This window comes from Geothrix fuzhouensis (assembly GCF_024609325.1).
Taxonomy (GTDB): Bacteria; Acidobacteriota; Holophagae; order Holophagales; family Holophagaceae; genus Geothrix; species Geothrix fuzhouensis.
On record NZ_JANHMQ010000002.1, the window covers coordinates 46947 to 72754 of the forward strand.

At 68.1% G+C, this 25808-nt stretch carries 29 protein-coding genes; 16 read left to right on the top strand and 13 right to left on the bottom strand.

All coding sequences use genetic code 11. From position 1 onward, the window contains the following. Positions 1-20 precede the first annotated feature (20 nt). The 3 genes from NOV74_RS07375 to NOV74_RS07385 all read left to right on the top strand — a co-directional run bounded on the left by NOV74_RS07375 (position 21) and on the right by NOV74_RS07385 (position 2669). Complete coding sequence (locus NOV74_RS07375; RefSeq protein ID WP_257310655.1) at positions 21-293, top strand: (2Fe-2S)-binding protein; 273 nt, start codon at positions 21-23, stop codon at positions 291-293. A 60-nt stretch (positions 294-353) separates the two neighbouring features. After that, positions 354-830, top strand: a complete 477-nt coding sequence (gene bfr, locus NOV74_RS07380; RefSeq protein ID WP_257310656.1) for a bacterioferritin — start codon at positions 354-356, stop codon at positions 828-830. An 87-nt stretch (positions 831-917) separates the two neighbouring features. Beyond that, a complete protein-coding gene (locus tag NOV74_RS07385) occupies positions 918-2669 on the top strand; it encodes a protein-disulfide reductase DsbD family protein (RefSeq protein WP_257310658.1) in 1752 nt (583 codons plus the stop codon). Positions 2670-2749: 80 nt separating this feature from the next. Here the strand turns inward: NOV74_RS07385 and NOV74_RS07390 are convergent, their stop codons facing one another. The 3 genes from NOV74_RS07390 to nth are packed head-to-tail and all read right to left on the bottom strand — an operon-like array spanning position 2750 to position 6178. Next, positions 2750-3790 (bottom strand): TlpA family protein disulfide reductase, encoded by a 1041-nt coding sequence (locus NOV74_RS07390; RefSeq protein ID WP_257310660.1) that lies wholly within the window; start codon positions 3788-3790, stop codon positions 2750-2752. Positions 3791-3845: 55 nt separating this feature from the next. Further along, positions 3846-4610, bottom strand: a complete 765-nt coding sequence (locus NOV74_RS07395) for a TlpA family protein disulfide reductase (RefSeq protein ID WP_257310662.1) — start codon at positions 4608-4610, stop codon at positions 3846-3848. A 32-nt stretch (positions 4611-4642) separates the two neighbouring features. Continuing rightward, complete coding sequence (gene nth / locus NOV74_RS07400) at positions 4643-6178, bottom strand: endonuclease III (RefSeq protein ID WP_257310664.1); 1536 nt, start codon at positions 6176-6178, stop codon at positions 4643-4645. A 76-nt stretch (positions 6179-6254) separates the two neighbouring features. Here nth and NOV74_RS07405 point away from each other — a divergent pair, with 76 nt between their 5' ends. Continuing rightward, a complete protein-coding gene (locus tag NOV74_RS07405) occupies positions 6255-7115 on the top strand; it encodes a bifunctional 5,10-methylenetetrahydrofolate dehydrogenase/5,10-methenyltetrahydrofolate cyclohydrolase (protein ID WP_257310666.1) in 861 nt (286 codons plus the stop codon). A 420-nt stretch (positions 7116-7535) separates the two neighbouring features. Here NOV74_RS07405 and NOV74_RS07410 read toward each other — a convergent pair whose 3' ends face one another. After that, positions 7536-8081 carry a GNAT family N-acetyltransferase gene (locus NOV74_RS07410; RefSeq protein WP_257310667.1) on the bottom strand — a complete coding sequence of 182 codons (546 nt, stop codon included), beginning with the start codon at positions 8079-8081 and terminating at the stop codon, positions 7536-7538. A gap of 10 nt (positions 8082-8091) precedes the next feature. Continuing rightward, positions 8092-8922 carry a 3-deoxy-8-phosphooctulonate synthase gene (gene kdsA, locus NOV74_RS07415; protein ID WP_257310668.1) on the bottom strand — a complete coding sequence of 277 codons (831 nt, stop codon included), beginning with the start codon at positions 8920-8922 and terminating at the stop codon, positions 8092-8094. A gap of 119 nt (positions 8923-9041) precedes the next feature. On the opposite strand from kdsA, the gene NOV74_RS07420 reads away from it, so the two are divergent. The 7 genes from NOV74_RS07420 to NOV74_RS07450 all read left to right on the top strand — a co-directional run bounded on the left by NOV74_RS07420 (position 9042) and on the right by NOV74_RS07450 (position 13030). Beyond that, the gene (locus tag NOV74_RS07420; protein WP_257310669.1) at positions 9042-9545 is read left to right on the top strand and encodes an Lrp/AsnC family transcriptional regulator; all 504 of its coding nucleotides are present in this window, start codon (positions 9042-9044) and stop codon (positions 9543-9545) included. Further along, positions 9542-9880: an antibiotic biosynthesis monooxygenase family protein gene (locus NOV74_RS07425; protein WP_257310670.1), complete on the top strand. Its 339-nt coding sequence runs from the start codon at positions 9542-9544 to the stop codon at positions 9878-9880. The genes NOV74_RS07420 and NOV74_RS07425 overlap by 4 nt, the downstream gene beginning before the upstream one ends. After that, the gene (locus tag NOV74_RS07430; protein ID WP_257310672.1) at positions 9880-10746 is read left to right on the top strand and encodes an EamA family transporter; all 867 of its coding nucleotides are present in this window, start codon (positions 9880-9882) and stop codon (positions 10744-10746) included. Before NOV74_RS07425 ends, NOV74_RS07430 begins: the two co-directional genes overlap by 1 nt. Before the next feature lie 213 nt (positions 10747-10959). After that, positions 10960-11187: a Fe-Mn family superoxide dismutase gene (locus tag NOV74_RS07435; protein WP_257310674.1), complete on the top strand. Its 228-nt coding sequence runs from the start codon at positions 10960-10962 to the stop codon at positions 11185-11187. A 2-nt stretch (positions 11188-11189) separates the two neighbouring features. Further along, positions 11190-11531, top strand: a complete 342-nt coding sequence (locus NOV74_RS07440; RefSeq protein ID WP_257310675.1) for a ferritin family protein — start codon at positions 11190-11192, stop codon at positions 11529-11531. A 29-nt stretch (positions 11532-11560) separates the two neighbouring features. After that, the gene (locus tag NOV74_RS07445; protein ID WP_257310676.1) at positions 11561-12385 is read left to right on the top strand and encodes a family 1 encapsulin nanocompartment shell protein; all 825 of its coding nucleotides are present in this window, start codon (positions 11561-11563) and stop codon (positions 12383-12385) included. Positions 12386-12463: 78 nt separating this feature from the next. After that, positions 12464-13030 carry a hypothetical protein gene (locus NOV74_RS07450; protein ID WP_257310677.1) on the top strand — a complete coding sequence of 189 codons (567 nt, stop codon included), beginning with the start codon at positions 12464-12466 and terminating at the stop codon, positions 13028-13030. A gap of 95 nt (positions 13031-13125) precedes the next feature. Here the strand turns inward: NOV74_RS07450 and NOV74_RS07455 are convergent, their stop codons facing one another. The 3 genes from NOV74_RS07455 to NOV74_RS07465 form a co-directional block, all read right to left on the bottom strand. Beyond that, a complete protein-coding gene (locus NOV74_RS07455) occupies positions 13126-14343 on the bottom strand; it encodes a hypothetical protein (protein WP_257310679.1) in 1218 nt (405 codons plus the stop codon). Further along, a complete protein-coding gene (locus NOV74_RS07460) occupies positions 14340-16067 on the bottom strand; it encodes a DUF2339 domain-containing protein (protein WP_257310682.1) in 1728 nt (575 codons plus the stop codon). Before NOV74_RS07460 ends, NOV74_RS07455 begins: the two co-directional genes overlap by 4 nt. Before the next feature lie 79 nt (positions 16068-16146). After that, on the bottom strand, positions 16147-17604 hold the full coding sequence (locus NOV74_RS07465) for a GGDEF domain-containing response regulator (protein WP_257310684.1): 1458 nt from the start codon (positions 17602-17604) through the stop codon (positions 16147-16149). A 138-nt stretch (positions 17605-17742) separates the two neighbouring features. Between NOV74_RS07465 and NOV74_RS15470 the strand changes: the two genes are divergently transcribed. Then, entirely contained in the window at positions 17743-19206 is a 1464-nt protein-coding gene (locus tag NOV74_RS15470) for an NFACT RNA binding domain-containing protein (protein WP_257310686.1), read from the top strand. A gap of 113 nt (positions 19207-19319) precedes the next feature. On the opposite strand, the gene NOV74_RS07475 is transcribed toward NOV74_RS15470, so the two are convergent. From NOV74_RS07475 to NOV74_RS07495, 5 genes are read right to left on the bottom strand one after another with little or no spacing between them, the layout of a single operon-like run. Beyond that, positions 19320-19838 (bottom strand): SPOR domain-containing protein, encoded by a 519-nt coding sequence (locus NOV74_RS07475; protein WP_257310687.1) that lies wholly within the window; start codon positions 19836-19838, stop codon positions 19320-19322. Then, on the bottom strand, positions 19835-20929 hold the full coding sequence (locus NOV74_RS07480) for a beta-ketoacyl synthase N-terminal-like domain-containing protein (protein WP_257310689.1): 1095 nt from the start codon (positions 20927-20929) through the stop codon (positions 19835-19837). The genes NOV74_RS07475 and NOV74_RS07480 overlap by 4 nt, the downstream gene beginning before the upstream one ends. After that, a complete protein-coding gene (locus NOV74_RS07485; RefSeq protein ID WP_257310692.1) occupies positions 20926-22104 on the bottom strand; it encodes a beta-ketoacyl-[acyl-carrier-protein] synthase family protein in 1179 nt (392 codons plus the stop codon). The genes NOV74_RS07480 and NOV74_RS07485 overlap by 4 nt, the downstream gene beginning before the upstream one ends. Further along, the gene (fabZ, locus tag NOV74_RS07490; protein WP_257310694.1) at positions 22101-22508 is read right to left on the bottom strand and encodes a 3-hydroxyacyl-ACP dehydratase FabZ; all 408 of its coding nucleotides are present in this window, start codon (positions 22506-22508) and stop codon (positions 22101-22103) included. Before fabZ ends, NOV74_RS07485 begins: the two co-directional genes overlap by 4 nt. 7 nt (positions 22509-22515) lie before the next feature. Further along, positions 22516-22773: a phosphopantetheine-binding protein gene (locus NOV74_RS07495; protein ID WP_257310695.1), complete on the bottom strand. Its 258-nt coding sequence runs from the start codon at positions 22771-22773 to the stop codon at positions 22516-22518. 174 nt (positions 22774-22947) lie between these two features. Here NOV74_RS07495 and NOV74_RS07500 point away from each other — a divergent pair, with 174 nt between their 5' ends. From NOV74_RS07500 to nuoD, 4 genes are all read left to right on the top strand, one after another. After that, complete coding sequence (locus NOV74_RS07500; protein WP_257310697.1) at positions 22948-23328, top strand: NADH-quinone oxidoreductase subunit A; 381 nt, start codon at positions 22948-22950, stop codon at positions 23326-23328. Positions 23329-23330: 2 nt separating this feature from the next. Continuing rightward, positions 23331-23939: an NADH-quinone oxidoreductase subunit B gene (locus NOV74_RS07505; protein ID WP_257310698.1), complete on the top strand. Its 609-nt coding sequence runs from the start codon at positions 23331-23333 to the stop codon at positions 23937-23939. Between the two features lie 12 nt (positions 23940-23951). Next, positions 23952-24470, top strand: a complete 519-nt coding sequence (locus tag NOV74_RS07510) for an NADH-quinone oxidoreductase subunit C (RefSeq protein ID WP_257310699.1) — start codon at positions 23952-23954, stop codon at positions 24468-24470. Positions 24471-24591: 121 nt separating this feature from the next. Then, the gene (gene nuoD / locus NOV74_RS07515; protein WP_371748436.1) at positions 24592-25746 is read left to right on the top strand and encodes an NADH dehydrogenase (quinone) subunit D; all 1155 of its coding nucleotides are present in this window, start codon (positions 24592-24594) and stop codon (positions 25744-25746) included. Positions 25747-25808: the final 62 nt, after the last annotated feature.

Below are 25808 nucleotides of genomic sequence, written 5' to 3' on the forward strand. Positions count from 1 at the left end.
ACTGGGGCTTGAGGTCGGGCATGTTCCTCTGCGTCTGCAACGCCATCACCGATGATCAGGTCGTCTGGGCCGTGCGGGAGCGCGGGGCGGAGTCGGTGGCGGCGGTCTTCGAGGCCCTGGAGGCGCGGCCGGACTGTGGCCGCTGCCAGGACGCCATGGCGGAGGCGGTGCTCGCCATCCGGTCCGGCGAGCCCGTGCGCGTGGGCCACGATCCCATGGCCACGCCCTGGGGCTGCCGCGGCCGATGCCGGCCGGCCTGGGGTCAGGCTGCTGACGTGGCCAGGGCGAGCTGAAAGGGGTTGTGAAGAACCGGCAAAAGTCGCTATCGTGAGCCCCTTTCCAGAGGAGGCTCCATGCAAGGCGACGCCACCCTCATCCAGCACCTGAACCGGCTGCTCCGCAATGAGCTCACAGCCATCAACCAGTACTTCCTGCACGCCCGCATGTGCCGCAACTGGGGGCTCAAGGAGCTGGGCGAGCACGAGTACCGGGAATCCATCGACGAGATGAAGCATGCCGATCGTCTGCTGGAGCGGATCCTCTTCCTGGAGGGCCTGCCGAACATGCAGGACCTGCACAAGCTCCGCATCGGCCAGAACCCCAAGGAGGTCCTGGAGGGCGATCTGGCGCTGGAGATGGATGCCATGAAAGACCTGCGCGAGACCATCGCCTACGCCGAGGGCATCCGGGACTACGTGAGCCGGGACCTCGCCCGGGACATCCTCGCCAGCGAAGAGGAACATGTGGATTGGCTGGAGACCCAGCTCGACCTCATCGGTCAGATGGGCCTGCCGAACTTCGTCCAGCGGGCCGCCGGCGGGATCTCCTGACGGGAGCCCAACACAGGGGTCTCCACCAGGATGGTTGGTGGAGCCGCATGGATGCAGCCATGTAAGATGGGCCTTCCTGGAGGACCCATGCGGAGCCTGACCACGCTGCTGTTGAGCCTGTTGCTGACGGCGGTTGCCTGGGCCCAGAGGGCGGATGCCTCCTTCGACGCCGTGAAGAGCGTGAACGTCGCCTTCCAGAAGGGTGTCGTGGTCTTGACGGTGCCCGCCGGAGCCCACCTGAAGGCCTCCTTCATGGAGGTGACCAAGAAGGGTGGCCCCGGAAGGCTGAAGGTGGGTCCCCTGCCCGCCACGGACGCCAAGGATGAGATCGGGGATGGCATCTGGCACGGCACAGTGCGCATCCCCCTGCGAGGCGAGGGCCTCAGCGGCACCGTAAAGCTCGACGTCACCTATCAGCCCTGCACCGAGGGCGAAGGCGGCGTCTGCTTCCCACCCACCACGCGGACGTTGGAGGTGAAGGCGTCTGAGATTCCGGCTGCCGCGCCCACTGCCGTGGTGGCGGAGAAACCTGCGGTTTCTCCGGTGGAAAAAGCGGCAGAGCCCGCCGTCCCTGCGGCCTCATCTTCTCCCACGGCGCAGGCGGCTGCGCCTGCGCCTGCACCGACCTCGACGCATGATGGCCTGATCTGGTCCCTCCTCGTGGTCTTCCTGGCGGGTATGGGGGCTTCGCTCACGCCCTGCGTCTACCCGATGATCCCCATCACCATGGCCATCGTGGGGGCGAAGGGGGGCGGCAAGGCTCGGGGTTTCGCTTTGTCGGCGGTGCTGGTGCTGGGCATGGCGGTGACCTACACCACCCTCGGCGTGCTGGCGGCCAAGAGTGGCGCGGCCTTCGGTGCCTTCGCGCAGAAGCCGGCCTTCCTCATCCCGGTCTCGCTGCTCTTCGCGGCCTTCGCGCTGTCCCTGTTCGGGGCCTTCGAGATCGCCCTGCCACAGGGCCTCGCCCAGAAGCTGCAGGGCGACGGCACCCGCAAGGGCTTCGGCGGCGCCTTCCTCATGGGCCTGGTGCTGGGGCCGCTCTCAGCCCCTTGTGTCGGGCCTGTCATCGGCGCGGTCCTGGTGGGCATCGCCCAGCGGGGGGACGTCTTCATGGGTGGCCTCCAGCTCTTCGTCTTCGCCCTGGGCATGGGGGTGCTGTTCCTGGCCGTGGGCACCTTCTCGGCGGCGCTGCCCAAGAGCGGCGACTGGCTCACGCGGTTCAAGCAGGGCATGGGCCTGGTGGTGCTCGGCTTCGCAGCCTGGAATGTGCGCCTCGTCGTGCCGGATTGGGCGAACTTCGCCATGTGGACGGTGGTGATGCTGGCGGGCGCGGCGGTGTTCGGCGCCTTCGAGGCGGGTGAGGGCTTGGTGGGCCAGCTGCGGAAGGGCTTTGCCCTGCTGATGCTAGCGCTGGCTCTCCTGCTGGGCGTGCGGACCGTGGAGACCTATCTGAAGGTGGAGCTGCTGCCCAAGGGTGGCGCGGCAGCTGTGGCGGACGAACACGCCGGCTGGATGGAACAGGACCTCGAAGGGGCCCTCGTCAAGGCCAAGGCCGAGCACAAGGTCGTGCTGGTGGACATCTACGCGGATTGGTGCGCCCAGTGCAAGGAGCTGGATGAGAGGACCTGGCCCGATGCCGCCCTGAAACAGTGGATCGCCCAGAACGCCATCCCCATCCGCATCGACACCGACGCCACGCGCAAGGACCTGGCCGGGAAGCTCCAGATCCGCAGCTACCCCACGGTGCTGTTGCTGGATGCCGAGGGCCGAGAATTGCGCCGCATCCTGGGTTTCCAGAAACCCGAGACGATGAAGACCTGGCTGGAGGGGAAAAGCTGAAACAGGATGAACAGGATGAAAAGCTGGATGAACAGGATTTAATCCTTTGCTTCTGAATCCTGTTCACCCTGTCCTGCATTTTATTTCCCGAGGAACCGCTCCAGCGTCTTCGCCAGGTTCTCGCCGCGCAGCTGCGTGCCGCTGGCCACGATCTTGCCGTCGGGACCGATGAGGAGGGGCTTGGGGATGCCCTTCACGCCGTAGGCCTCGGCCACCGGGTTTTGGAAGCCGCCTACGATGAAGGCGTGTTTCCAGGGCATGGGCGAGCCGGGCAGCTGCCGGTAGGGCGCGATGTGTTCGATGCGGCGATCGAAGGAGAGGGACAGGATCTCGAAGGGCTTGTCCTTGAACTTCGCCCAGGCCGCATGCATGAGGGGCATCTCGGCGCGGCAGGGCGGGCACCAGGTGGCCCAGAAATCGAGAAGCAGGTACTTCCCCTTGAAGCTGTCGAGCGTGTAGGTCGTCATCGGGTCGCCCAGGGCCTTGAGGTTGAAGGCGGGAGCGGGATGACCGATGGCCGTCTTGAGTTCGCTGTCGAGGAGTTCCTTCGCCTGCTTGGTCTGCCGCGAATCCGCGAACTCGGACTGGAGCGTGGCATAGGCGGCTTTCCAGGCGGCCTCGTCCTTGGCGTCGAGACGGTCCCAGAAATGCTCGAACAGCAGATGCCGGCGCACGGCCGGGTCGGGATGCTTCTCCCGGGCCTGGGTCACGTAGGGCCCCCAGCCGGGCGTCGTTTCATCGGCGAGCTGGAGGACCAAGGCCGGGTCCAGGCTCCAGGCCGGAGCGGTGGGAGGCACCTCCTTCTGGATCTGGGCCAGGAAGGCGGGTGAGGGTTGGGTCTTGGCCAGCTGCAGGTGGAACAGCTTGCTGACGAGAAGGGCCTGATGAACCTCGGGGCGCTTTTCAAGGGCGAGGCGGGCGTCGAGGTCCGTGATCTCCTTCGCGCAGTCGCCCCTGAAGTCCTTGGTGTTGCCGCCCGCCTTCATGAAAGCGGCGCGGGCTTCCATCACGGACTTGGCCTTCGCACGGGCGGCGTCGAGCACGGCCTGCGCGTCATTCACCGGGGCCTGGGCCTGGAAAGCAGGCAAGGCCGTCATTAGGCAGATCAAGGGCAGCGACATGCATCCTCCGGCGAGTGGTTCGACTTCGCCGCCTAGGATACCTCGGGTGGTGAGGTTACGGCTGACTGGGCTTGGCGGGTTCCGGTGCGGGCGCTGATGCCGGAGCTGTTGCGGGGGCCGGTGCGGGGACTCGCTCCCTGAGGGCCCGCATCAAAGCCTGGCCCACGAAACCATCCTTGTAGCCGATGTGAAGTTCGGCCAGCTTCCCCTGCCGGTCCACCACGAAGAGCACGGGTACGGAATACACCATGTCCATGAAGTTCGAGGGGCCCTCCTTGCCGAGGCCCGGCGTGTAGATGGGCATCTTGCTGGTCTCGAAGAATTGCCGGTTCTTGATGCGGAACTTGCTGATGGCCCGCCAGCCGCCTTCAAGGCCGCCGCCATCCTGCTGGTTCTCGTCGAAGTTGACCGCCAGGATCTCAAAACCGTACTGGCCCCGCTTGGGATAGAGGCTGGCGAATTCCATGAGCATCTTGGCAGAGGGGTCGCAATGGGTGCTCCACAACCCCACCAGCACCACCTTGCCCTTGAGGTTGGCGATGGAGGTGCCCTTGGCCTTCTCGTCATAGGCCGCAAAAGGGGAGACATCCTTGCGTTCCGCCAGGGGGAAGAACTGGTCACCCCACTGGGAATAACGGACCGCGGAGGCGTCCGCCCCGTTGCGGCCGTACTGGCTCTTGTAGTTCAGCTCGGTCTTCTCCTGCATGACTCTTGGGCAAGTCGCGTCGGTTGGACTGTTGGCATTGGTGAAGACCCCCTGGGCACTCAAGGCGAGGCCAGAGCTCACGAGAATCAGGCTGCTCAGCAGACGATGCGACATGGAACACCTCTCGGCGGGGATTGCCCACCACCTTATCGGAAGTTCCGCACCAGATCGAGCCCGGTTTCCGTCCGGCTGAGGTACCAGGTGAGGGCCTGGCCGTCGACCAGGTGCACGGCGGCCTCTGGAAACCGCTTCTGCAGCTCGCCCTGGTGGCGGCGGTTGAAGCGGTAGGGTTCCGTGGGAAGCAGGATCACCTCGGGGGCCAAGGCCGCCAGATCTTCGTCAGATAGCACCGGGTAGCGGTCGGGGCCGATGGGCGTGAAGCCGCCCTGGCGGAGCAGGTCGCCCAGGTAGGTGTCGGGCCCGGCGCTCATCCAGGGCTCCTTCCAGATGAGCACTATGGCCCGGGGGCCCTTGCGGCGGCGGCCCTTCAGGGAGGCTTCCAGGGCGGTGGCGCGGGCCTCGCCGGCCTCGGGCACGCCCAGGCGGAGGCCGAGCTCCCGCAGGGCGACGACGCAGTCTTGCACCGTACGGATCTCCAGGGCCAACCAGGGGATGCCGAGGGCCGTGAGGGCGTCGGCCACGTCTTTCGGGTTCTCGTCCCGTTCGAGGATCACGAGATCCGGCGCCAGGTCCCGGATGCGGTCCAGGTCGGGGTTCTTGGTGCCGCCCACGGCCGGCACGGTGTTGCGGATCCACCTCGGCTCGATGCAGTAGCGCGTGCGCCCCGCCAGCCGCGCCGCCAACCCCCACTGCACCAGCAGCTCCGTGACCGAGGGCACCAGGCTGACGATGCGCTGGGGGCCCGACAGGATCCGGGGGGACCGCCTGCTCGCTTCGCGCGCGAGGTCCCCCCTGGCCCCCACAGGATCTTCAGGCAAAGCCTGATGATCCTGCCTGACAGCTCCTGGTCGGGAAGGGGACGCCGCAGGGCGAGGCGCGCTCTGCCCGGGATCTGCGGTCAGCCTCACCCCCAGGTGCGGGTCCCTCATCTGCCCGAGCCCGGTGGGGCAGAGATCGAGCAGGGGGCAGGCCGCGCAGTCCGGGCGGCGCGCGGCGCAGATGCGACGGCCATGGAAGATGAGCTGGTGGTGCAGCTCGATCCAGTCCTCGCGGGGGAAGAGGCGGCAGAGGTCGGCTTCCACCTTTTCGGGCGTGGTGGCCTTCGATAGGCCCAGGCGGCGCGCCACGCGGAAGATGTGGGTGTCCACGGCGAGGGCGGGCACGGCGAAGGCGTTGGCCAGCACCACATTGGCGGTCTTCTGCCCCACGCCGGGCAGAGCCCCCAGCTCGGCGGGGTCCGAAGGCACCCGGCCGCCATGCCGCGCCATCAGGGCCTGCCCGAGTCCGATGAGATTCTTGGCCTTGTTGCGGAAGAAGCCCGTGGATCTGATGAGGGCTTCGACATCCTCCGGGCGGGCCTCCGCCAGGCTGGCCGCATCGGGGTAGCGGGCGAAGAGGGCCGGGGTGGTGAGGTTCACCCGCGCGTCCGTGCACTGGGCGCTGAGGATGGTGGCCACCACCAGCTGGAAGGGATCCCTATGGTCCAGCGCGCACTGCGCGTCGGGATAAGCGGCGCGAAGCCGGACCTGGAGCTCGCGGGGCTGGGGCTTGGGCGGGCGCATGGGATCAGGATACGGGGAGAAGGGCTCGGACCGCCGCATGGACGCCGGATGGCTAAACTGAAAGGTGAGGTGCCGCATGCCCACCACGCTCACGGGGAAGCTCGACTGCCAGGAAACCGCCCGGCACTACCTGGATCTGGTGCGCTTGAACGTGAAGAAGCTGGGTTTCTCGCCTGGCCTGGGCGTCATCCTCGGCAGCCACGACCCCGGCAGCGTCACCTACCAGCGTTGGCTCATGAAGGACTGCGAGAACCTGGGCATCAACGCCGCGGACCTGCGCGTGGAGAACGGCATGCAGCTGGTGAAGCTCATCGCCCGACTCAACCAGGACGAGAAAACCCACGGCCTGTTCATCTTCTATCCCCTGCGCTACCCGGAAATCAAGGACGACGAGGTGATGGACTTGGTGGATCCCGGCAAGGATATCGAAGGCCTGCATTCCATCAACATCGGCTACCTGAACAAGTACCGGAAGCGCATGGACGATGGCACCCAGCACCGCTGCATGACGCCCTGCACGGCGCGGGCCATCGTGAAGACCCTCAAGCGCGGCTTCGGGGAGGGGTGGCTGACGGGCAAAACGGTGCTCGTGATCAACGACAGCCTGCGCATCGGCCGGCCGCTCACGGCCATGGTGGCCAACCTGAAGGGCACCCCCATCCTCTGCCACGCCGCCACCAACCAGGCGCACCTCGAAGGCTTCATCCGCATGGCCGACGTCATCGTGAGCGCCGTGCCCGCGCCCGGCTACGGAATCAACACCGACTGGATCAAGGACGGGGCCCTTTGCTTCGACCTCAGTGGCGACGGCAACTTCGACTACGAGGCCCTGGACCGCCGCGGGATCCCCTACACCGACACCACCAAGAACAGCGTGGGCAAGGTGACTCGGGCCATGGCCCTGCTGAACCTCACCTACGCGGCGGGGCTGGAGTAGGGACGCGGCGGGGCTGTCGTTGGGGCCGGGCGGAGCCCCCTGCTTCTGACGGCCATCGGCTATGCGTTGGACTGGAAGTTCCAGCCTGCTCTCCTCGACGGCGTGCCCCAATACGCCCGGTTCCGGCTGACGATGCCCTTCCGGTTGCGCTAAGAGTGTGTTTTAGAATTCGCACGGGCCGCGCTGGGAGCGCCGGGCGAGCATGGCTAGGACGGAGCCCGCAGGCATGGTGGTTCCATGTCAAGGGTTCCGGTCGACGCCAGGCGACGCCCGCCGCCCCAGCCCGGAGGGACGGTGGTCAGCCGCGCGCCCAGCTGCGTCACCGCGCTTAGGCGATGTCCCGCATCGCCCTGCACGCGCCTCCTTCCTGGATCACACGGCTGGCCGCCGTCGCGGCTCGCGGGAATTCTAAAACACACTCTAAGGCCGCCACTCCTCGGCCAGCATCCCGTAGACGGCGTGGTCCACATAGCGGTCCGCAAGGCGTTCCGCCTGCCGCAGGGTGCCCTCATGGCGGAACCCCAGGCGCTCGGGGATGGCGCGGCTGCGGCGATTGCGAACGCCGGCCCGGATCTCGATGCGGTTGAGCTGCAGGGTGTGGAACCCGTGGCGCGCCAAGGCCGACACTGCGGCGGTCATCAGGCCATGCCCCTCGACCTCCTGGGCCAGCCAATAGCCGATGGCGGCGCTCCGATTCGCGGGATCGATCCACACGAAGCCCACCACGCCAACCAGGCTTCCCTTCCACCAGAGCCCGAAGGGGAGTGCCGCGCCCAGCCGCGTCTGGGCGCGCACGTGCAGGATGTAGGCGCGGGAATCCAGCACGGTGAGATTGGTGTCGGGCCAGGGCAGCCAATGCCGAAGCCGGCTGCGGTTCGAGTCCACCAGGGCGAACAGGGCTCTGGCATCACGCAGACACAGAGGACGCAGTTCCAGGGCACGCCCGGCCTTGATCGCCTCCGTCACCTCAACCTCCTCACTTCCCGGCGGGGTCCAACTGCGCTGCGGCCCGGCCGGCCCGCCACAGGACCAGCAGCTCGTCCAGGAGGGCGCCGAACTGCTCCAGGCGCATCGCATTGGGACCGTCACTCCAGGCCTTCTCCGGGCAGTCATGCACCTCGAAGAAGAAGCCGTCCACGGCGGTGGCCGCGGCGCGGGCCAGGGTGGGGATCATCTCCCGGGCCCCGCCCGTGGTGCTGCCGAGGGCGCCGGGCTTCTGCACGCTGTGGGTGGCGTCGAAGACCACGGGGCAGCCGGTCTTGCGCAGGTGCGGGAAGCTCTGGAAGTCCACCACCAGGTTCCCGTAGCCGAAGCTGGAGCCGCGCTCGGTCACCCACACGGGCCCATGGCCGGGGACGGACTGGAGTTTCTCGACGCCGTGCTTGAGGTCCCAGGGGGCCAGGAACTGGCCCTTCTTCAGGTTCACCGTGCGGCCCGTGGCGGCGGCCGCCACCAGCAGGTCCGTCTGGCGGCAGAGGAACGCCGGGATCTGGAGCACGTCCACGGCCTGGGCCGCGGGGGCGCACTGGTCGCTCTCGTGCACGTCCGTGAGCACCGGCACACCGTAGCGGCTGCGGACTTCCGCCAGGATGTCGAGGCCCTCGTCCATGCCCGGTCCCCGATGGCTGTCGCGGCTGGTTCGATTGGCCTTGTCGAAGCTGGATTTGTAGATGAAGGGGATGCCTCGGGCCTCCGCCAGATCCCGCAGGCTGGACGCCATCTGGTGGGCGTGATCCCGGCTTTCGATGACGCAAGGCCCCGCGATCAGGAAGAAGCTCTGGCCGGTGAAGGGTCGGGCAAAGTCCATGTGCACCTCTGCCTGCATTTTACCTCTACCTGAGTCATTTACGGGTTGTCATCCGTATTGATGGGTAGTCTTGCACAGTGTTCAATGGATCCATCCAACCCCATTTTCCGGAGTCCAGCATGGTGAAGACGTTGATGGACGACGACCTTAACCGGCGTCTGGTGGCCCTGCTCCAGCAGGAAGGGCGCATGAGCCACGCCGAACTCGCGGAGCGGCTCGGCGTGAGCCGTCCCACCATCATCGACCGCGTGAAGCGCCTGGAGGCCGACGGCATCCTGGCGGGCTACGCGGCCCGCGTGGCGCCCGCGGCCGTGAACAAGCCCAACGTGGCCTTCGTGGCGGTGCGCTACAAGGACAACAACGAGGCCATCGAGCAGCGCTTCATCAAGGCGCTGGAGGACGAGCCCGACATCCTGGAGGCCCACACGGTGGCGGGCGAGGACGCCCTCATGCTGAAGGTGGTGGCGGACACCCCCGCGGGCATTGCCGAGCGTCTGCGCCGCATCCGGGCCCTGGGACCCATGGTCACCACCCGCACCACCATCGTGCTGGAGACCCACTGGGAGAAGGCCGGCCCCAGCCCCTTCCCCGCCGACGGCCAGGGGAAAAAGGCCAAGAAGTGATCGCGCAAACCCCTGAGCCGCCCTACCTCGCCGTCATCTTCAGCAGCCAGCGCACCCCGGGCGACCAGGGCTATGCGGCCATGGCCGAGCGCATGGTGGAACTCGCCAGCGCGCAGCCAGGCTTCCTCGGCGTGGAGAGTGCCCGCGACACCGACGGCTTCGGCATCACCGTGTCGTACTGGAAGGATGAGGCCTCCATCGCGGCCTGGAAGGCCCACGCGGAGCATGCGGTGGCCCAGCGCCTGGGGCGGGAGCGGTGGTATGGCGCCTTCCACCTGCGGGTCTGCCGTGTGGAGCGTGCGTCCGGCGTTGGAGCCAAGCCGGGATTGTCCTGATGCTCGCTTGGCTCGCCTACCTCACCGTGGCGGTGGTGTGGGGCTCGACCTACTTCGCCATCGCCCTGGGCCTGGAGTCCTTCACGCCCTACGGCATGGTGGCGGCGCGGTTCTCCGTGGCCTCACTGCTGGCGCTGGGCCTGGGGCGACTGCGCCGGGAGTCCTGGCCCTCCGCGAAGGAGGTGGGCCACCTCATGATCGTGGGGGCCCTGCTGCTGGGTTGTTCCAACGCCCTGATCTCCTGGGCCGAGTTGCACGTCTCCTCGGGCCTGGCGGCGGTGCTGGCGGCTCTGGTGCCCCTGTGGCTGGCCGTGTTCTCCATGGCGAAGCAGCCGCTGGGGACCAAAGGCTGGTTGGGGCTCCTCCTGGGCCTGGCTGGCGTCTGCGTGCTGGTATGGCCCGCCGGTGGCGTGCGGGTCCACGGGGGAAGCCTGATCGCGCTGATCGTCGCGCCCATCCTCTGGTCCTGGGGCACGCTCCACGGCAAGCACTTCGTCCACGGCGGCGGACTGCTGACCAACGTCGGCATCCAGATGGCCACGGCCGCCGTCATCGGCCTCGCCGCCGCGCCGCTCCTGGGCGGGTTCCTGCGCGGCCCGCTCACGCACAAGGCGCTCGCGGCCGTCGCCTACCTGGCCCTGTTCGGCTCCATGCTCGCCTTCTCCGCCTACATCTACCTGGCCAAGGCTTGGCCCCCCGCCAAGATGGGCACCTATGCCTACCTGAACCCGTTGGTGGCCGTCCTGCTGGGCAGCCTCGTGCTGCACGAAGCTTTCGGCCTGCGCCAGGTGGTCGGCATGGCCATCATCCTCGGCGCGGTGGCCCTGGTGCAGGTGCGGGCGAGAAGAGCGGATGGGGCGGCCTGAGCCACCTTTCCTTCAGCTGAGAGCACTACATCTGGGCCTTCAAATTGAAGGGACCGATAACTCATCTTGATAGAAAGTGGTGCTAAACCAGTTGATGTTTTGTTATTTAAATATTGGTAATAAAAAGTTTATAAATCGGATCGAATATTGCCCAAGGACCCGTTGATGTGATTGGACCGTTGTGCCCGTCAACAACAAATCCGAGGGGACTTCATGGCCTACGAGCCGAAGAACTATGAGCACTTGAAGGGCGGAGTCATGAAGGGGTTCAGCGACAGCCAGCTGGACCTGCTCCTGGTGTTGGATAGCTGGGAGCACGCCTTCATGGTGGACTACGGCATCAAGCGGCCCGAGTACATCAACGCCTTCATGGACAACATCAAGTGGAGTGAAGTGTCCCGGCGTTTCGATGAAGTGAGCGCCGGAGGAAGGAGACCGTAGCCATGAGCAGCGGATCCATTGAAACGGGACTGTCCAGCGAGGCCCTCAACATCCATCGGGCCCTCGCCAGCCTGCAGGAGGAGCTGGAAGCCATCGACTACTACCACCAGCGGGTGGATGTGGCCGAGGACGAGGCCCTTAAGGCCGTGCTGGCCCACAACCGGGACGACGAGATGGAACACGCGGCCATGTTGCTGGAATGGCTGCGGCGCGCCCTGCCCGGGTTCGACCTCCAGCTGAAGACGTTCCTGTTCACCTCGGAGTCCATCCCGGCCCTGGCGGGGGGGAGTAAAGCACCAGCAGCCAACAACGGCACGGGGTTGGGCTTGGGGCCGTTGAAATGAGCGGGCGTTAAGGCCCAGGAGGAGCGGTCATGGTCGACATACTCAGGCGTGAGATGGCACCCATCGTGGACGAGGCCTGGCAGGAGATCGAATTGCAGAGTTCGCGTCTCCTGAAAGGGAATCTCTCCGGCCGGAAGCTGGTGGATTTCAGGGGCCCCCATGGCTGGTCGTTCGCAGCCGTGAACCTCGGAAGGCTGGAGGTGGGCGCTGAAGATGCGGCGACCGGCGTGGCCTGGGGCCTGCACAAGGTGCTCCCGCTGGTGGAGATCCGGGTGCCCTTCACCTTGAAGGTCTGGGAACTGGATGACGTGGCCCGGGGCGCCAAGAACCCGGACCTGAGACCCATGATCGAAGCCGCACGGAAGGTGGCGGTCTTCGAGGAGACGGCCCTCTACCGCGGGTTTGGTGGGGCCAGCATCCAGGGCATGCTCGAAGTCTCCAGCCATGCGCCGGTGCCTCTGAGCTCCGATCGAAGCAAGCTGACAGAATCGGTGGAACTGGCCCTGCTCGCCATCCAGGAGGCGGAAATCGGTGGGCCCTTCGCGCTGGTGCTGGGCACCGAGCCGTACAAGTGGTTGATGGCGGGGGAGCCCAGTGCCTACCCCTTGCGCGAGCGCATCAAGGCCCTGGTCACCGGCGGCATCCACTGGAGTCCGGTCCTGGATGGCGGCGCCGTGCTGTCGCGCCGGGGCGGCGATTTCGAGATGACCGTGGGCCAGGACGTGGCCATCGGCTACAAGATGCACACCGCCCGGGAGGTGGAGCTGTACTTCACCGAATCCTTCACGTTCAGGGTGCTGGACCCCGCAGCCGCTGTGGAGCTGAAATTGAAAGCAGCCGCTCGTTCTAAGTGAACGCGATCCAACCGGCCGTTCCGGCAGGGACTGGGGAAGGCTGATCTTCCGGGGGAACGCCGGGATGGCTTCCAGATCGTGGAACAGCTTGCCCATCACCTTGTGGAGGGACGCCTGGAGCTGGCGGTTGCGCCGATTTTGTTCCGCAGGCGGAAAGGCGGCCAGCTCCCGGCGGGCCCACAGCACGTAGTAGGTCTCCTGCCAGAGCGGCTTCTCCTCGCCGGCACGGATGACCCGCGCCTCCACCACGGCCGGGCTGGACCACCGGCCCACGAGGACCGAGCCGCCGATCCAGAAGGCGCTCTCCTCCACCAGCTCGTAGGCCCCGAGGCCCACGGCCAGTCGCGGGTCGTGGGCCAGCAGGCCCACCCCCACGCCCCAGCCGACGCCGCTGGCGATGCCCCAGGCGATGTACTTGGCTCGCACTTCGCCCAGGCTGGTGATGGTGAGGTCCAGGCGCAGGTCCGCGGCCGGATCCAGGCGCAGGCCCCGGGCGGCGGCTTCTCCGCGCAGGTCCGCCTCGAAGGCCGCGCGCTGGCCCTCCAGGGCGGCCCGGCGCGTGGTGGGCGTGTCCACCTCCCCTTCAGGATCCTTCAGGCGGGCCAGCTTCCGGCTGTGGTCCTCGAGACGGACGGTCAGGGCTAGGGAAGGTGGGCCGTGCTCGAGTTTCAGGTCCGCCAGCGGCGATCGGCAGGCAAGACCCACCAGCCCGAGGGCCGCAAGCAGGAGGGCGCGGCCCCTCATGCGGCGGGGCTTCCCTTCAGCAGCCTCCAGGCCACGGCCGCCAGGGCCAGCACAACGATTCCGGCCACCCATGGCATCCAGGGCCGGGCGCGCTCATCGGCGCCGATGCGGTGGGGGATGCCCTGCGGATCCGGCTCGCTGGGACCGAGCGTCAGGGGCGCGGCCGAGGCGAGGGTGCGCAGGGAGGGGAGGGCGCCCAGGTTCCCGGGGGCGGGTTTGGGCTCACCGCCGAGGTGCAGCGAGTAGGACTGCCCGGCCTCCACGGGAAGGATCAAGGTCTGCCTCCGGATCAGGACCCGCAGGCTTTGCGGGGTGGCGCCTTCGGGCAGGCTGAGGGTGATCGTCTTCGCGAGCCTGGGGGCGAGGGCGATCCGGGTGGAGCGGGTGCGAAGGGCCGGGAGGTTCCACACCAGGTCGCCGCAGGCCCAGGTTTGCTCGGTCTCCGGGCTTTCGCCCAGGTGGATATCCGGGGCCAGGGGCGCGGCGGGCGGCGCCAGCACCAGCTCCAGGCCCACCACGCGCTCGGTATCCGGCAGCGTCAGCCGCCAGGTGCGGGGTCGGCCGGGCTCGGGTGCCAGCGTTCCGTCCAGGGCCAGTTCCGTTTCCAGGGCCTCAGGCCGTGTTTCGGCGCGGGCGGAAAGGCCGCGGATCCGCGGAGCCTCCCCTTGGGATGCCAACAGCGTCAGCCGGTAGCGCTGGCCGTCCCAGGGCAGATCCAGCGTGTGGCGACTGCCCGAAGGCGACAGATCGTAGAGATGAAACGGCGACACCGGATCGTAGGCGATGAAGGCGCCGCCATCGCCTCCATCCTCGCGTCGCCGCTCGGCCTTCACCTGGGCCACCCATGGCGCGTGTCCGTCGAGCTCGAAATCCAGCTTCAGTGTTTCCCGTTCGCCCACTTGCCAGCCTTTGGGGAGCTTCAGGGAGAACTCCACTGTGGGTCGGCCGTCGCCGTCCTTGCCGGTCAGCAGATGTTTCAGTGGCAGGGTGCGGGCTTCCCACAGACCTTCCCGCGCCTCCAGGAAGGGGATGCTGCGCCCGGCGGAGTCGCCGATCCAGGCGCCCTGCAGCTGGCGCTGGGCGTCCGCGTCCAGGGGCAGGCGCGCCCACCCGCTGGCGGCGGTCGGCGGGATGGGGCGGCGATGCAGGGCGGCGGTGTCTTCGCGGGCGCAGGCGAGGCAGAGCAGGGAGGCGAGGAGGAGGGCCGGTTTCATGCGTTCTCCCCGGGATGACGCCGATGCGCGAGGATGGCGGCCGCCATGCCGATGGCGCCCACACCCAGGAAGGCCAGGGCGCGCAGCGGCGTGTCCGCGCGGTCCAGGTCCGAGACGATGAGCTTGAAGCTGGCCAGGCCCATCCAGGCGTAGCCGGCGGCGAGCAGGGCCCGGCGGGCTGCCTCGCGCTGCCCCAAGCCGCGCATCCACTGCCAGGCCCCGGACAGGGCCCAGACCAATGTCATAGCGATGGAGGCAGCCCGGGAGGGACCCCAGCCCCAGCGCTGGGGGCCAGGGGCCTGCAGCCAATGGACCAAGCGCGCGGCCTCGAAGGCCAGGGTCACGTTGGCGGTCAGCTCCAGGGCGAGGAAGGCGATCAGGCCGAGCGGACCACCCCTTCGCGTGAGCAGGAACCAGGCGACGGAGGCCAGGGCCCCTTCCGCAAAGGCCGCATTGAAGAAGGGCGTCAGTCCGCCGCCCTGGAAGAACAGGCCGTCCAGGCCATGGACCGCCCAGCGCACCGTGGTCAGCAAGGCCATGCCGGCCGCCAGCCAGCGCAGGGCAGTGGCTTCCTGGGCGAAATCACCGGCCTCGGCCTTCAAGGAGGCCCAGGCCAGGCCCAGCGCGAAGGCCCCCCAGAGCGGGCCCACCCAGCGCCAGGCCAGGGCCACAGGCACCGCCAGGGCCAGGTGCCCTGTGGCCAGGGCCAGGAGGCCCCAGTCCGCCTGACGGCTCCCCAGGCGGCCCCGCAGCGGCTTCACCAGGGCCAGGTTCAGCGCGGCGAGGACAAGCACCGGCAGGGCGAAGGCTTCCGGGGCGAGGTCCAGGCGCTTCCACAGCAGCCATCCGTACGAGGTGGCCAGGATCGAGGCGATGAGCCAGAGCACCGTGGGCGTACCGGGTTTCTCCTCCCGCCCCGGCAGCCAGGCCCAGCAACCGGCCAGGGCCAGGTGGAGCACCAGCAGGCCCGCCAGCAGCGGGGCGTCGGCCTTCAGCACCTCGGCGCAAGCAGAGAGTAACAAGAGCCAGGTGCCGATGAGCGCCGTCCAGCGGGCGCCATGCCAGGCGCCACCGACTCCTGCGAGGTAGGGCACCGCCAGGGTGGCGGCCATGAGCACGGCGAGGTAGATGGTCAGGGCCACTTCGTGGTGGCCCCCCTGGCTGAAGACCAGGGGCGCGACCAGGCCTGAGATCAGGGCCACCGTCAGGGCGCCGCCGCTGCGACCGCGGGCCGCCAGTCCGCCCGCCACCAGCGTGACCAGCGCCGCCGCAGCCAGGCCAAGGGCGGCGGGGTAGAAGTGGTAGGCTATGGCCCCGGCGCGGAAGGTGAACTGGAGAGTGCCGAGGCCCGCCAGCAGCAGGGCCACGCCCAAGCGCCGGTTGTCTCCGAGAATCAGCTTCGCGGCCATGGCGGCGATGGCCCCTCCGGCCAGCAGGCCGAGGAGGAAGCGCAGCTCGGCGCCAAGCCAGCCCTGCTGGATGGCCCAGCGGAAGAAGAAGATCGCGCCCACGAGGAAGATGGCCGCCCCGGCACCGGCGATCCAGACCACCGGGGACAGCTCTTTCCGGGGAGGGGCGGCAGGCGCAGGCCGCGGCCGCGCCGGGGCCGGCAACGGCGCGGGTGCCTGCTGCCGCTGAAGGAGCCAGGCCACCTGGGCCTCCAACTGCGACACCCGGTCAGCAAGGTCCTGCGGTCCGGCTTGATCCTGCGGAAGGTCGGCCATGCTGTCTCCATACGGAAGCGTATGGAATCATGCAATGGGGGTCCGGCCCTTGTCAATCGGCCCGAGGAGTCCCGAACAATCAGCCGATGACGCGGTCCCGGCCCTCGGCCTTCGCCTGGTAGAGGGCCTTATCCGCCCGGTCGAGCATCCGCTCCATCGTGTCCGCAGAGCCCTCCCAGGTGGCGATGCCGATGCTCAGGGTCACGCGGTCGTTCTGGGGGAGGCCGGGCAGGGGTTCCAGGGCGACATGCTCGCAAAGCCGTTCGGCCAGCGCCCGGATGCCCTCCAGGTCCGTCTGGGGGCCGTAGGCCAGGAACTCCTCGCCGCCGATGCGGCCCAGTTGATCCACCTTCCGCAAACCGAAGGACATGCGTTGCGCCATGACGCTGAGCACCTGGTCGCCGATGGCGTGGCCGAAACGGTCGTTCACGGCTTTGAAGTGGTCGAGGTCGATCAGCATCAGGGACAGGCTTTGCCCGAAGCGCGCGCACTGATCCACCTCGATCTTCAGCATGTCTAGGATGTGGCGCCGGTTGAACAGGCCCGTCAGAGGATCGCGGATGGCCTGGTGGTACAGGCGGAGCCGCGAATCCTCCAGCGTGAGGAGGCGCCCCAGTTCCTCGTTGGCGATCTCGAACAGGCGTTCGTACTCTTCGACGGAGCGGCGCTCGGCGAAGAAGCCGAGGGCACCCACCGCCGGGTAGCCGGGCAGGAGGGCGGGCACCACCCGCATCACCGGGTCCCGAAGGGTACGGCGGCGCTCCTCGCCATCATCGACTGGATGCCAATGGCACTCCGCGTGAACCCCGACCGGGCCGAACTCGAGGGCGGCGGTTTCTAGTGCCTTCCGGTCCTCGTCGCTGGCGGAGGCGCCATGGACACCGTGGCAGACGGTCCCCTCCTCGCCCATGTAAGCCACCAGGAGCGCGCCGGGCAATATGAGCTCCTGGAGGATCTCGATGAAGCCCCGAATCAACCGCAGCGTGTCATGTTCGACGGTATAGAGCCGGGAGATGGAGTCACGCAGGGCGGTCTCCACCACCCGCTGCTCCAGGGCCTGCGCCAGACGGCGCTGGATCGCATCGACGCCGAAGTTCTCCTGGGCCAGGCGGGGCGTGCCGGGAAGCGGGCGCAGGCGGTCGCTCTGCTCGACGAGGGAGATGGCCGCTTCCACCACGTGGTCCAGATCCCGCCCTTTCACCAGGAAGCGGTCGGCACCGCAGGTCTTGGCCCAGAAGCGCGCCAGGCCTACGCCCTGGGCTGTCAGCAGAAGAACCGGCAGGTTGCGCGTGGCCCGATCGTCCTTGAGCAGGCGGCAGAGCTGATAGCCGTCCAGGAGGGGCATGACGCAATCGCTGACCACCACATCCGGACATTCGGTGGCGAGGACAATGAGAGCCTCGGCGCCGTTCTTGGCCTCGAGGGTGGTGTGCCCGTTCCGCTGGAAGAGGTGGTGGAGGAGGCTCAGCTGGATAGGGTTGTCGTCCACCAGGAGGACCTGGAGTGTCTTGGAGGCCTTGGGGGCGGCAATCGTCATGGGGTCCAGTACCGGGAAAAGAGAATCGGGCCGTGACTTCGGTCCGGGCCATCCGTGGGCCGGGCATGGGATGCTGAGGCCGGGAGGTTGCCCCATCATGGCCAGCGTCGGGTGGAAAGAACAGAGAAAGGTGTGTCCGTGGATGCACCCCTGATCCTGGCCCTGGGGCAAGCCTGGCTCCGCGAGCGGGGAGAGCTTCCCCTGGAGGCCGTCTGGGCCTCGGGCCGGGCCCTGGGCCTGCGCTGGGCCGGACGCAAGCATTCCGAGGGTTGGGTGCTGCTGCTGCAGCCGCGGCCCGAGCTGTGGCTGCTGGGGGTGGACCACCCCGCCTGGACGCGCCTCCAGGCGGAAGCGCCCAGGGAGAGCGGGAAGGTCTGGGCCCCATTTCTGGTGGGAGCCCGGCTGAAGGCCGTGGAGGGGGATCCCCGGGAACGCTGGCTGGGCCTGCACTTCCAGCGGCGGGCCATCACCGGGCGCCTGGAGACCCTGCGCCTCGCCTTCCAGGCCATCCCCGGCCGGGCCGGCATCCGGGTGGATGGCCTGGATGTGCAACTCCCCCGCCTGGGCTTGGGGTCGCCCTTCCCTGCGGCGGCGCCGGAACCGCAGGAAGAGCCACCTCCCTATCGACGCTGGCGGGAACAGTGGGGCCCCGACCTGGACCGCGCCCTGGCGGGGGAGATCCCTGAGGTGCTCGAGGGCGAGGGCAGTCTGCTGGACCGGCACCGGGCCTGGTCCGAAGCCCGGGCGGAGGCGCTCATCCTCCAGCCCGCCAAAGCCGCCGCGGAACGGAAACGCCAGACCGAGGCCGCCCGGATGGAACGCCTGGCCCAGGCCCTGGCCCGGGACCGGACGAAGCACTTGGCAGTGCTGCCCCTGAAAGTTCAGGCCCAGCGCCTGTCGGGGGAACTCTACCGGTTGAAGGGCGTCACGCGGGAAGCGGTGTTGCTGGATGGGACCCGGATCCCGCTGCCGGAGGGGGCCCCGGTGGAGACGGCCGTCCAGACCTGGTTCGCGGCGGCCAAGAAGGCTGAGCGGGGCCTCTCACGGGTGGCCGAACTGGAAGCGGAACTCGGGGCCGAGCGGGCCGCCTGGGCGAAGCGGATGGAGGCGGAAAGCGGAGGCCTTGCGCCTGGGCCCCTTCCCGCGAGACAACCAATCGGGAAGGGCGCGGCGAAGGGCCAGAGCACCTCGAAGGGCAAGGGGACGAAGCGGATGCAGGCAGAAGGCAAGCGCAAGGATGGAAAGGGCGTGGCCTTCCGGAGCGTCATGGTGGACGGCTTCGAGGTTCTCATCGGCAAGGGCGATGCTGAGAACGACCAGCTCACCTTCAAGGTGGCCGAGAACACGGACTTCTGGCTGCACGTGGCCAGCGTACCGGGCAGTCACGTGGTCATCCGCAACCCCGACAAGCTCAGCGAGCTGCCGCGGCATGTGCTGGAGCGCGCCGCCGAGCTGGCCGCCTACCACAGCAAGGCCCGCGACGGCGGCAAGGTGGAGGTCCACCTCGCCCGCATCGCCGACATCAGCAAGCCCCGCGGCTTCGCACCGGGCAAGGTGATCCTCAAAAAGTGGATTGGCATCCGCGTTTATCCCAAACCGTGACCAGAATCGGAGAAGGGCGGATGGAGCGCAAGCGATGTCTCGCGTATCGCCGCAGGCGATATGGAGAAGAAATGGGTGAGTATCCGCGTCTATCCGAAGCCGTAGCCCGGTAGCTAGCCCACCTTCACCGCGAAGGGCTTGAAGCCGGCCTTCTTCAGCTTCTCGGCGGCCTTGTCGATGGCCGCGCGGTCGGCGGACTTGGCGAGGCGCACCTTCACCTGGCCCTTCTCCTTGTGGGTGGTGGTGGCGAAGCCCGCGGCCTTGGCCTTGTCGGCCACGCGCTTGGCCTCGGCCGGATCGGAGGTGGCGACCAGCTGGAGGGTCCAGGTGCCGCCTTCGGCCGGCGCGGCCTCCGCCTTCGGCTCCACCCTGGGCGCCGCGGCGTCCACCCGTGGCGTCGCCACCAGCTTGTCCGGCCCGTCACCCTCGAAGATCTTGAGCTGGTCCAGCAGGGGCTCGGGGAGATCCTTCAGTTCCTCCTCCACGCCGCGCTGGGCGGGACGGCGCAAGGCCGCGCCCTGCTTGCCCACCTGGACCCCGAGAACAAACGCCAGGGTCACCAGGCCCACACCCACGCCCGCCACCCAGAGGATGGATTGGCTGCCGATGCTGATCTGGTCGCGCTGGATCATAGGCTTTCCAGCCTAACCCCTTCGAGAAGGGCGGCGAACTGGGCTCCGGAACTGGCGGGGGCGGTGACCAGGATCCGGTCCACAGGTTCCAGCAGGGCCGTGGCCAGCAGCTGCCCGCCCGAGCCGCCAAACTCACCCCAGAGGGTCTTGGGAAACCGGGGCATGGGCCAGTCCGGGTGGGCTGCCGCCAGGTGAAGCTCGGCAGCATCCAGTCGAGCCTGACCGTTGCCGCCGCCGATCCAGCGGGTGGGCGAATTTCCGTCAAGCACCTGATCCACCGCTTGGGCCAGGGCCTGGGTGCGCTCGTCCTTCTCATTCCCAGGCGTGGACCGGCTGGCCAGATCCTGCAGGGTCGCCCGGGGCCGGACGCCGCGAGCCTTGGCCCCATCCTGCGTTTCCAGCAGGAAGGCCTGGGCGCCCTCGCCCAGCAAGAAGCCCCGGCCTGACCCGACCTCCGGGTTTCCGTGGCGATCCAGCAGGCGGGCTCCGCCGCAGAGATCGAAGAGCAAGGGGAAGAGGCCGTCCGCCCCGAGGACGAGGGCGGCGTCGACAAGGCCGGCGCGCAGCCAGCGGCTCGCCTGATCCAGGGCTGTGAACGTGGCGTTCTCCCGGTCCACGAAAGTCACGCCGGGGCCCTTGAGGCCGAAGGCCAGGGCCAGATGGCCGCTGGCGGCGTTGGCCACGGTGTTGGGGAAGATCAGGGGGGAGGCACCCTCGGGGCCCCGCTGGAGGTAGGGGCGCATGAAGGCTTCGCTGGCCTCGCTGCCGCCGCTCATGGTGCCCACCGCCACGGCGATCCGCTCGCCTCCGCCCCACAGGTCCGCCTTCGGATCGAGCCCCGCGTCCAGGAAGGCCTGGTGGGCGGCCACCCAGGCGAACCGGGAGGCCCGGTCCAGGCGGCGCAGCTGCATGGGTGGGATGATGCCGGTGGGGTTGAACGCAGTACTGGCCGCGCCCCGGCCGTGCCCCAACGTTTCAGGCAATTCCGCGAAGTAGGGCACGCCGGAGGCGAGGCTGCCGCGGGCGGCCTCGAGGCCATCCCCGCAGGGCAGCACCAGGCCGAGGCCCGTGATGACTAGGCCGTCGCTCATGCGCCACCCCAGCGGCCCAGCAGCAGGCTCACGTTGTTGCCGCCGAAGGCGAACGCATTCACCAGCGCCGCCCGGAGCCGCCGTTCCTTCGCCACCAGGGGGGTGCAGTCCAGGTCGCAGACCGGGTCGGGGTCCTCGAGGCGCAGGGTGGGGCTCACCGCCTGGTCGCGCAGCGCCAGCAGGGCGGTGGCTGCCCCGAAGGCCCCGGCGGCACCCAGCGTATGGCCGAACTGGCTCTTGGTGCTGGTGACGGAAACGGTGTCGGCCGCCGGGCCCAGGGCCCCGCGAATGGCCAGGCATTCGGCGCCATCGTTGGCGGGAGTGGCCGTGCCGTGGGCGGAGACCAGATCCACACCGGCCGGGTCCATCCGCCCCATGCGCAAGGCCATGGTCATGGCCCGGGCCGCGCCTTCCCCGGCGGGATGGGGGGCCGTGGCATGGTGGGCGTCCATGCTGGCGCCGTAGCCCAGCACTTCCCCGTAGATTGTGGCGCCCCGGGCGAGGGCCCGGTCCAGGGGTTCGAGGAGGAGCTGCGCCGCGCCCTCGCCCAGGTTGAGGCCCGCCCGGTCCCGGCTGAAGGGCCGGCATTTCCGGGCATCCACGGCCTTCAGGCAGGAGAAGCCGGCGTAGGTGGTGCGGCAGAGGCCTTCGGCCGCCCCCGCCACGGCCAGATCCAGTTCGCCGGCGGCGAGGCGCTCCCAGGCCTGGCCCAGGGCCAAGAGGCTGGACGAGCAGGCGTTCATGATGGTGCCCCGGGGACCTTCGGCCCCCAGGCGGCGGGCCAGGGCATCGGTGACCGTGCAGGGGCTCTGGAAGGCGGGTTCCACGGCCCGGCCCCGCCGTCCGGCCAGGCGGTCCTGCAAGTAGGCCTCTGCCACAGGCAGACCGCTGGTGCCCGCACCCTGGAAGACCCCGATGCGGGCCGGGTCGCCACCCAGTTGAAAGCCGTCCAGCGCCTCCTCCAAGGCCAGCAGGGCCATGCGTTCGCAGAGGGTCTGATGCCGCAGGGGACCGAGAGGTACCTGGCCCGCGATCTGCGCGGGCTCCGCTGGCAGGTCCAGCCGGGTGAGGGGGCCCAGGCCGTCGCGCCCTTCGAGCATGGCGGACCAGGTGCCCTCGCGGTCCAGCGCCAGCGAACTCACGAGGCCGAGGCCCGTCACGACGACGCGGTTCATAGCCGCTTCACCAGCAGAGTGGCGGAGCAGAGCTCGCGGCCTTCGCAGGTCACCTCGCCCTTCAGCTTCATCAACCCGGCGAAGGCACCTTCGGAGGTCACCTCCAGCCGCAGCCGGTCGCCGGGAAAGGCGGGGGCCCGGAACCGGGCATCCTTGACGCCAGCCAGGAAGATGGCCGCGCCGTGGAGGGTTTCGGCTTCCAGGAACCCGCCGGCCTGGGCGAGCATCTCCAGCAGCAGCACGCCAGGGACCAGGGGGCGGTCTTCGAAGTGGCCCTGGAGGTAGGGCTCGCCGTTCGTCACGAGCTTTTCCGCCACCACGCGCACGCCCGGTTCCCGCTCCAGCACCCGGTCCACCAGGAGGAAAGGGAAGCGGTGCGGCAGGTGGGCCGGAATGTCGGTCATGGGTGCTTCAAACTTTGGCGTGCTCGGCGATGAAGTCGGTGAGGGCTTCGACGGACTTGAACGCCTTCAGGCCCGCGGCCTCGTCCTCGATCTTGACCCCGAACACCTGCTCGATGCCCAGGACCAGTTCCAGGGCGTCGATGGAATCCAGCCCCAGTCCATCCCCGAAGAGGGGGGCCTGGTCTTCGATCTGGTCGGGGGTCATGCCTTCGAGCTTGAGGCGCTCGATGATCATTTCTTTGACGCGCAGCTTCAAGTCGCTCATGAGATTCCCGGCAGAACGGTGGAAAGATCCCCCTAGATCCTAGCCGACGCTTGCGTCGGCAGGGAATTCTATCCTTAACGGGAGGCCCCGGTGGGGTTGTGATATTGGCACGGTTTCGGGATCTCCAAAGGGCGCTAAGCTGGATCTTCGCGGAAACCTCCGCCCGAGAGCGCCATGGCCCATCCCGCATCGCCTTTCCTGCCGATCCTGATCCTGCTGCTGGTCGCCGCCGTGACGGCCATCGCGATCCTCGTGCTGTCGGGCAAGGTGTTGCCCCTGCTGAAGCCGAACAACCCGCAGGAAGCCAAGCTGCGGCCCTACGAATGCGGTGTGCCGCCCCTGCAGGACGGTGCCCGGCACAAGTATTCCGTGAAGTTCTACCTCACCGCGATGCTGTTCATCCTGTTTGACGTGGAAGCCGCATTCCTGCTGCCCTGGGCCGTGAACTTCAAGCATGCCCTCTGGACTTTCGCCGCCATGTTGAGCTTCATGGCCACCCTGCTCGTGGGCTTCATCTACGCCTGGGGCAAGGGCGCCTTCGAGTGGGAGCACTGATCATGGCCGAGATGAACATCAACGACGCGGTGGTGACCACCCGTCTGGACGCGGTGGTCAACTGGGGTCGCAAGAACAGCCTGTGGCCGCTGCCCTTCGGCACCGCCTGCTGCGCCATCGAGTTCATGAGCATGATGGCGTCCAAGTACGACATGAGCCGGTTCGGCGCCGAGGCCATGCGCTTCAGCCCCCGCCAGAGCGACATGATGCTGATCCTTGGCACCGTCACCAACAAGATGGCCCCCATCCTGCGCACCATCTACGCGCAGATGGCCGAGCCCAAGTGGGTGATCTCCGTGGGCGTCTGCGCCTCCTCAGGTGGCATGTACCGCACCTACGCGACCCTCCAGGGCGTGGATCGGGTGATCCCCGTGGACGTCTACGTCCCCGGCTGCCCGCCCCGGCCCGAGAGCATGATCTACGGCGTCATGAAGCTGCAGGAGAAGATCGAGAAGGAATCGCTCTCCATGCGCAAGGACCACATCGCACGGTTCTACGAAAGCCTGGCCCGGCAGGATGCCATCCAGGCGGAACAGGGCCTCACGGGCCAGCAGACCATCCGCAACATGCTGATGGATGCCGCCGAGCGCGGCGCTGGCACGATCTTTTAGGACGGTGCGACCATGATCATCGAGCACATCGACGCACAGCTGCCGGCCGCCGTCACGGACCGCCACGATTTCCGCGGCGACCAGACCATCGTGGTGGCGAAGGCGAACCTCCTTGCGCTGGTGGACCTGCTCCACCGCGAGGGCTTTCAGTTCCTGGTGGACATCACGGCGGTGGATTGGCCCGAGCGGCCGAATGCCGAAGGCGCCGCCGCCGCTGGGCGGTTCGACGTGGTCTACCACTGGCTCAACCTCGCCAGCCAGGAGCGCTTGCGGGTGAAGGTGCCCGTGGCCGACGGCGAGACCGTGCCCACCCTGGCGGGCCTGTTCAAGACCGCCAACTGGTTCGAGCGCGAAGTCTTCGACCTCTTCGGCATCTGCTTCGAAGGGCACCCGAACATGAAGCGTCTGCTCACCTGGGACGACTTCCCCGGCCATGCCTTGCGCAAGGACTTCCCCCTGGATGGCGGGGACCCCTTCTGCATGGAAGGCTGCACTGCCCCCTACAACAACGGCGAACGGGCAAGGGGTTGAGGACATGACCATGGATTCCATCGCCATCTCCCGCCAGCAGAACTCGCCCGCGACGGGTCCCCGCTCCGAAGGATCCACTGGATCCTCCTCCGCGACCCGTCATGCGAGCGACGGCGATCACATGATCGTCAACCTGGGGCCGTCGCACCCCACCACCCACGGCACGCTCCGCATCATTCTCGAACTCGAGGGCGAGACGATCCTGAAGGCCACCCCGGAGATGGGCTACCTCCACCGGGGCGTGGAGAAGCTGGGCGAGAGCCTCAGCTACCAGCAGTTCATCCCGCTCACGGACCGCCTGAACTATTGCAGCTCCATCATGAACAACGTGGGCTACACCTGCGCCGTAGAGAAGCTGCTGGGCATCGAGATCCCGAAGCGGGCGCAGCAGATCCGGGTGCTCGTCTCCGAGCTGGCCCGCATCGCGGACCACATCGTGTGCGTGGGCGTGAACGCCGTGGACATCGGCGCCTTCACCGCCTTCCTCTACCTCTTCCGGCAGCGCGAGACGGTCTACGACCTCTTCGAGATGGCCGCAGGCCAGCGCCTGCACACCAGCTTCACCCGCATCGGCGGCCTCTTCCGGGACATCCCCGAGGGGTTCGTGCCCCTCTGCGAACGCTTCCTGGTGGAGTGCGAGGCCTCCGTGGACGAGTGCGAGCGCCTGCTCACGCACAACCCCATCTGGCATGACCGCACCAAGGGCATCGGCGCCATCAGCCCCGAGGACGCCGTGAATTATGGCTACTCGGGCCCCTGCCTGCGCGCCGCCGGCGTGCCCCAGGATCTCCGCAAGGCCCAGCCCTACCTGGGCTACGAGACCTACGACTTCGACATTCCCGTGGGCACCACCGGCGATGTGTTCGACCGCTACCTGGTCCGCATGGAGGAGATGCGCCAGAGCCTGCGCATCATCCGCCAGGTGCTGGACCGCCTCGAGCCCGGACCCGTGAACGTGGACGATCCCAAGATCGCCCTGCCGCCCAAGGAGAAGGTCTACACCCGGATGGAAAGCCTCATCCACCACTTCAAGCTCATCATGCACGGCATGGAGATGCCGGTGGGCGAGGTCTACAGCGCCACCGAAGCCGCCAATGGCGAGCTGGGCTTCTACATCGTGAGCGATGGCGGCAAGAACCCCTACCGCATCCGGGTCCGTCCCCCCTGCCTCCCCATCTTCAGCAGCTTCCACGACCAGGTGAAGGGCTGCCTGATCGCCGACGCCGTTGCGGTGCTTGGCGCCATGAATATCATCGCGGGTGAGCTGGATCGCTGACGCCGAGGACGGCGACCGGGCGAAGCCCGGTACCGGGCTAGGAGCCATGAGGACGAGCGCGG

Bases quoted from the DNA above. Each gene is read 5' to 3' on its own strand.
- NOV74_RS07375 (WP_257310655.1), top strand. From the start codon at position 21: ATGTTCCTCTGCGTCTGCAACGCCATCACCGATGATCAGGTCGTCTGG.
- bfr (WP_257310656.1), top strand. From the start codon at position 354: ATGCAAGGCGACGCCACCCTCATCCAGCACCTGAACCGGCTGCTCCGC.
- NOV74_RS07385 (WP_257310658.1), top strand. From the start codon at position 918: ATGCGGAGCCTGACCACGCTGCTGTTGAGCCTGTTGCTGACGGCGGTT.
- NOV74_RS07390 (WP_257310660.1), bottom strand. From the start codon at position 3,790: ATGTCGCTGCCCTTGATCTGCCTAATGACGGCCTTGCCTGCTTTCCAG.
- NOV74_RS07395 (WP_257310662.1), bottom strand. From the start codon at position 4,610: ATGTCGCATCGTCTGCTGAGCAGCCTGATTCTCGTGAGCTCTGGCCTC.
- nth (WP_257310664.1), bottom strand. From the start codon at position 6,178: ATGCGCCCGCCCAAGCCCCAGCCCCGCGAGCTCCAGGTCCGGCTTCGC.
- NOV74_RS07405 (WP_257310666.1), top strand. From the start codon at position 6,255: ATGCCCACCACGCTCACGGGGAAGCTCGACTGCCAGGAAACCGCCCGG.
- kdsA (WP_257310668.1), bottom strand. From the start codon at position 8,922: ATGGACTTTGCCCGACCCTTCACCGGCCAGAGCTTCTTCCTGATCGCG.
- NOV74_RS07420 (WP_257310669.1), top strand. From the start codon at position 9,042: ATGGTGAAGACGTTGATGGACGACGACCTTAACCGGCGTCTGGTGGCC.
- NOV74_RS07430 (WP_257310672.1), top strand. From the start codon at position 9,880: ATGCTCGCTTGGCTCGCCTACCTCACCGTGGCGGTGGTGTGGGGCTCG.
- NOV74_RS07435 (WP_257310674.1), top strand. From the start codon at position 10,960: ATGGCCTACGAGCCGAAGAACTATGAGCACTTGAAGGGCGGAGTCATG.
- NOV74_RS07440 (WP_257310675.1), top strand. From the start codon at position 11,190: ATGAGCAGCGGATCCATTGAAACGGGACTGTCCAGCGAGGCCCTCAAC.
- NOV74_RS07445 (WP_257310676.1), top strand. From the start codon at position 11,561: ATGGTCGACATACTCAGGCGTGAGATGGCACCCATCGTGGACGAGGCC.
- NOV74_RS07455 (WP_257310679.1), bottom strand. From the start codon at position 14,343: ATGAAACCGGCCCTCCTCCTCGCCTCCCTGCTCTGCCTCGCCTGCGCC.
- NOV74_RS07460 (WP_257310682.1), bottom strand. From the start codon at position 16,067: ATGGCCGACCTTCCGCAGGATCAAGCCGGACCGCAGGACCTTGCTGAC.
- NOV74_RS07465 (WP_257310684.1), bottom strand. From the start codon at position 17,604: ATGACGATTGCCGCCCCCAAGGCCTCCAAGACACTCCAGGTCCTCCTG.
- NOV74_RS07475 (WP_257310687.1), bottom strand. From the start codon at position 19,838: ATGATCCAGCGCGACCAGATCAGCATCGGCAGCCAATCCATCCTCTGG.
- NOV74_RS07480 (WP_257310689.1), bottom strand. From the start codon at position 20,929: ATGAGCGACGGCCTAGTCATCACGGGCCTCGGCCTGGTGCTGCCCTGC.
- NOV74_RS07485 (WP_257310692.1), bottom strand. From the start codon at position 22,104: ATGAACCGCGTCGTCGTGACGGGCCTCGGCCTCGTGAGTTCGCTGGCG.
- fabZ (WP_257310694.1), bottom strand. From the start codon at position 22,508: ATGACCGACATTCCGGCCCACCTGCCGCACCGCTTCCCTTTCCTCCTG.
- NOV74_RS07495 (WP_257310695.1), bottom strand. From the start codon at position 22,773: ATGAGCGACTTGAAGCTGCGCGTCAAAGAAATGATCATCGAGCGCCTC.
- NOV74_RS07500 (WP_257310697.1), top strand. From the start codon at position 22,948: ATGGCCCATCCCGCATCGCCTTTCCTGCCGATCCTGATCCTGCTGCTG.
- NOV74_RS07505 (WP_257310698.1), top strand. From the start codon at position 23,331: ATGGCCGAGATGAACATCAACGACGCGGTGGTGACCACCCGTCTGGAC.
- NOV74_RS07510 (WP_257310699.1), top strand. From the start codon at position 23,952: ATGATCATCGAGCACATCGACGCACAGCTGCCGGCCGCCGTCACGGAC.
- nuoD (WP_371748436.1), top strand. From the start codon at position 24,592: ATGATCGTCAACCTGGGGCCGTCGCACCCCACCACCCACGGCACGCTC.